A 4,915-nucleotide genomic window follows, 5' to 3' on the forward strand; every position below is an offset into this window, starting at 1 on the left:
ATAGAGACAAGTATCCATAGCGGGGCTCCTCAACCGTTGCACACCCCGCATCCGCCTCATCAATCTTCACGAAAGCTATTCCAAATCAAGCACTTGAAGCGAGTAATAAAATTGCTCACCAGCCTCTAAGATGCCTCGTCCTTCAGGGCGGGGAGTCTCACTTGTAGTTGCCAGCCTGTCCCATCAGTTGCGACTTCGGGGTTATCTCGCGGGGCTCATTCATCGCCGTCAATGCGAGAGAGTACGCCTCCTCAGGGTTTGCTATCGACGCCTGTTTTGTCGGCGATGCATTCAGTGTACTTCAATATATTAAAATAATACCTCACACTCGCGCGCTTTCATGCGCCCCGGCGATAGATGCGGCTCAAGAAAGCTCCTTGCCATTTGGAGCCGAGAATTGAAGTAGGTCTCGGACTATGTAATCGATTACGCGAATTTACCCCTTTGATATCTGCGGAATCTGTGGCTAGGAAGACGCGGCGCAGATTCGCTAGGAAGCGTCGTTCGGTTGCTCGGGCTGGGTGGGGCTTCTTTTTCCTCCCTGGCAGGAAAAGAAGAATGTTCACTCACAACCAGATTTGGGCTGCCTTTGATGCAATTGCAGATTCGCAAGGGATATCAGTCTCGGCTCTCGCCAAAAGCGCCGGCTTGGATGCGACCTCATTCAATCTCTCGAAGCGGATTAGCCGTGAGGGCCGCGCGCGATGGCCATCGTCCGAGTCTCTCGCCAAGGTTCTCAAAGCTGCAAATCTCGATCTGAGAGCATTAGCCGACATCATCGGCTCCATTCCAGACGAGGAAGCCGGGAAAGCCCAACTTCGCGGATCGAAGCCAAAAGGACAAAGGATCCAGCGTGGTCGAACAGGGAACCGCACAACGGTGTGAGATCGTTATAGCCGAAGGCCTCGCCCTTCCCTGGCGTGATGCTAGGGAACTATGTGCGATCCGCAAGCGTAATCGGGCGGGCGAGGGCAACCAGTCGTGTCCCCGCTGCTACACGCATGCGGAGTGCGTGCGTATCAGGCTCCAACGGGACCCCGTTCGGCTCTGCCCGGGGCTGGGTTTTCTGCGCCTTCGTGCTAGGATTGCACCAGTTGCTTCTCCCGAACCCGACAGTTGTGGGTTGGCACATGATCCCGCACGAAGCAGTCCAATCCAATCGCCTGCTGGCTTCGTTCGAGCCTGAAGATTTCAGGTGGCTAGGATGCCACCTCGAGCGGGTGACGCTAACGCAAGGAAGAATTCCTTCAATTGGCCGCAATGAACTCCAGCATATCTGCTTCGCTCATAACGCTATAGGATCTCTGGACAAGGTCATGCATGGCGGCAGGGCGATTGTAGTGGCTATGTTCGAGAGGTCGATATCGCTCTGTACCACGCACCCTCGTCTCGATTTCCGGAGCGTAGCGCCGGATCCGACGAAAGATGATGGATGAGTCGACATTGGCGCTATGTTCCTGCCTCATCTCGGCGAGATCGCGATAGTTGATGCCCTACTTGCGGCACCAGCGCATGTGTAACAGGATGATCTCGGCCGGTCAGCGACGGCGCTTGAACAGAGACGCCAGGGCGGCTTCTCAGATAGCCGCCACCCGCTACACCACCAAGGTTAAGACAACGTAGTCTTATGGACTGTGGTCTTCTGACAATGGCATAAGTCGGTAGCGGTAAGTTCATTGTGGCAGATCCTGCCGTAGAACGTCGGCATCCGCTCAAAGGACTCGAGAACGATGCGGCTCGAGCCTCTGCGCCTGACCTCAATGCCGTTCGCTGGATACGGGGCTCGAGAGGCGGAAAGTGGAACAGTCCGCACTATCTAACGCTGTCCCTGAGGTTTCGGCATCGGTCCAGAGTGGCGTGCCGGCGGAGCCGCAATCAGGCGGAAGTGAAGCGGTGGCGACTTCCAGTCAAACGGCAGTTGCAATGGAACCGTGCAGTTCGTGAACAGGCTCTGCCCTTCGGCATTCTTGACCTCAAACACATAACCCGGCCGCTCCATCCCGGCACATTCCGGCCAACGGTCGTACGCAATCCAGTCGCTCATCTCTACGTCCTCTTCGGGCGCACGAATGTGCGAATTCAGAGATAAAAATCGCCTTTGGCGAGCGTGATAAGTCCGGCCACTTTGACCTGGAAGTCCGCAGCCTTGTCGCCATTGATGTCGCCGGACAACACCCCACCCGAAAACCCGAGCTCCCCGGCCATTCCGCTGAATGCAGTCTTGCCGATGAACTTGAAGGCCTGATTGCCGCCGGTCGTGGTGTTGGCGTCGATGCTACGCAGGTCGATGTGATCCTGACCACGGACGAAGCCTTTGATCGTGTCGATGCTGGAGCCACGGGATTCACCGGCCGATTTGAAGATAAACGTATCCCGCCCTGTGCCGCCGCTGAGGATATCGCGCCCGGCTCCTCCGAGAAGGAGATCATCACCGGAACCACCGTCTAGGGTGTCATGGCCACCCCGCCCGGTCAGTGTGTCGTTTCCTGCGCCACCCTTGATCGCGTTAGCGGCATTGTTGCCACGCAAGGCGTCGGCATGGGTGCTCCCCAGCAGGTTCTCGATGGCCACGTAGATATCGCCCATGGCCTCGCCCGTGTTGAGCGAGCGCGACAGAAGATCAGCCCGCACTCCCGCACCTGCTCCGCTGTAGCTGGCGTAGTCGGTGCCGGCTCCTCCGTCGAGCCGGTCTCCACCGGCGCCACCATGCAGGATGTCGTTCCCGCGGTGGCCATAGAGTCTGTCGTTCCCAGCCCCACCATACAACCGATCGTTGCCAGCCCCGCCCGACACACTCAGATCCGGGGTAACAAGCGCCGGGGGAGTGACCGTTGGTTCGACGGGGGGAGGGACGGTCGGTTCAACCGGGACTGTCAGTGTGCTGAGAGTGGCCATTGTCGTGCCGGACAGAAGGTCTTCGGAAGAATAACGTCCATCGAGAAACTGGAACCATTCGATTCCCCAGACAATGTCCTTGCCATCCGGCGCATCCGTCCGATGGTCAACGACGTGGGTTGATCCATCAGTGAGCTGCGTGACGCTGTAGTGCGCGCGTTCGCCGCTGAAAACCGCGGTATCGCTTCCGACACCGCCGTTCAGAACGTCGTCTCCGGCGCCACCGGTTAGGGTGTCGGCACCAGTTCCACCCTGGAGGGTGTTCGCGGCTTGATTGCCGATCAGGGTGTCGTTGCCGGATCCGCCGACCGCATTCTCAATCAGCGAGCGCGTGTCGTTGTTGTAGAGCAGTGCATTGGCGATGTTGCCAGCGGCGACCTTGGAGCCATTGTAGTGGAGCTTGGCCAGCTGGGTGGTCGACGTGGTTGTCCATTCGCCGGGTCGAAGGTCGACTTTGAGGTCGCTCGTATAGGGCGAGAAATCGTAGGTGTCAGCGCCACCGCCATCCCAGAGCGTCTGGAAGATCCGGTTCGCCCCGGCCGCGCCTTGGCCGACACCATTGACGAACATCTCGCCCGTGGCCGGGCTCCAGGTGTAGGTCGTGTTGGAACCATTGGTGGCAAAGTTGGCCCCGTACATATATTGCAGAGCCGCAATGTCATACATCATGAGCGACTGGGCATAGCCCGCGCTCTCGTTCACGTAGCCCGTTGTCGTCGAGGCGCCCACATAGGAGCGGTAGCTCATGACCGTGTATTCCATCGAGTCACGATCCTGCGGCATGATGAAATGCTCGTGCGCGTGCTCAAGCCCGAGCGTGTGGCCGATCTCATGGATGAAGGTCAGGTTGGCGTAGCTGCCCTTCTGCGGCGCATCATAAATGCCGCTGGAATTGTTGAACCATGCATCCCCGCCTGAGGCATTCATCGTCGGGAAATAGGCCCAGGCTGTGCCGGGTTTGTCCGACATGGCAAAGCGCAAATCTGCATGCTGCGTCGCGGTCTCCGCAATTTCCGTAAAGCTGAGATTGGCAACGGAGGCGTACAGCTTCAGGGCAGCGCGGGTCGCCGTCTGCTGCGCGGCGTTCAGGGCCTCGAAGTTACTAAGGGGCTCACCGGCTCCATAGGCGCTGCCATAAAACGAGGCGCCGGCCGGAAAGCTGTAGGTGAAGCTATTGACTGCCCATTTCAGGTCGCCCAGGACACTATCGATGTAAGCGTTGCCGGTTGGGCTGTAGGTCACAACAGCAGGCATAAGTCCATCCAGTCTTATTCGAGAATAGTTTGCGCACTGGCCACGCTACCCCTCCTTCTTCGAAGAAGCTCGAGAATAACGTGTGCTCATCTTGCTGGTCTAAAGCAGATAGGAATTATTCTTCTTCTCAAGGGCCACTCGTAGCTTGGCTGCTCGCTGCTTTACAGCGTGTACCGTTCACCTATACGGTAGAAGCATCGCTACAAGGGATATTATCTTACGTTTCTACTACAACTACGGCAGGAATAAGTTCGCGCATAATTTTTTCGAAGAAGCCAGAGGAAGCTCGGGAGAACTTGGCCCTATTCTTCTGAGGGTTCAGGCTGCGATAACAGGTGGAGTAGGGGAAACCAAGCTTCTGGAAGGGCCTCTTGCGAGGCGACGCTGTACATCAGCGCGAGCTCTCGGCCAAGGTAGGATAGGAGGTCCGAATAGGCGATCGGGGCCGGGGTATAAACCCTTCTGCTCCAGATACTCTCATTGGCCAACATGACGGAACCATTCACCCGAAGGTCTCTGAACAGGTAACCCGGCGCGCCTGAATAGGTTCACAGTGATGGCGGAGGTTCCTAGTGCAAATGCCGCAGACGCAAGTGCCACCGCGGGTCTCAGCGGCGGTGGCCAAGCTTTCATGAACCCAGCCGTTCTTATGCACGAGAGGGCTGGAGAGGGCTGGCGGATGTAGCTTAAGCGCTTGAAGCAGCGTAGGATTTGGTTGCTGAGACCAACCCCTGCCACCGATTGCACTGTGCCACACCCGCCATGA

General features: G+C 57.7%; 2 protein-coding genes. Both read right to left on the reverse strand.

Features of this window, described 5'->3' with window-relative positions; all coding sequences use genetic code 11:
• Positions 1–1,816: 1,816 nt before the first annotated feature.
• Positions 1,817–2,044 carry a hypothetical protein gene (locus FS320_RS37860; RefSeq protein WP_152717432.1) on the reverse strand — a complete coding sequence of 76 codons (228 nt, stop codon included), beginning with the start codon at positions 2,042–2,044 and terminating at the stop codon, positions 1,817–1,819.
• Positions 2,045–2,079: 35 nt separating this feature from the next.
• Entirely contained in the window at positions 2,080–4,149 is a 2,070-nt protein-coding gene (locus FS320_RS37865) for a M10 family metallopeptidase C-terminal domain-containing protein (protein ID WP_152717433.1), read from the reverse strand.
• Positions 4,150–4,915: the final 766 nt, after the last annotated feature.

It is taken from the genome of Microvirga tunisiensis, from assembly GCF_009296175.1.
Taxonomy (GTDB): domain Bacteria; phylum Pseudomonadota; class Alphaproteobacteria; order Rhizobiales; family Beijerinckiaceae; genus Microvirga; species Microvirga tunisiensis.

What these genes read in the sequence shown, in the direction of transcription:
- FS320_RS37860 (WP_152717432.1), bottom strand. Translation starts at nt 2,044, where the DNA reads ATGAGCGACTGGATTGCGTACGACCGTTGGCCGGAATGTGCCGGGATG.
- FS320_RS37865 (WP_152717433.1), bottom strand. Translation starts at nt 4,149, where the DNA reads ATGCCTGCTGTTGTGACCTACAGCCCAACCGGCAACGCTTACATCGAT.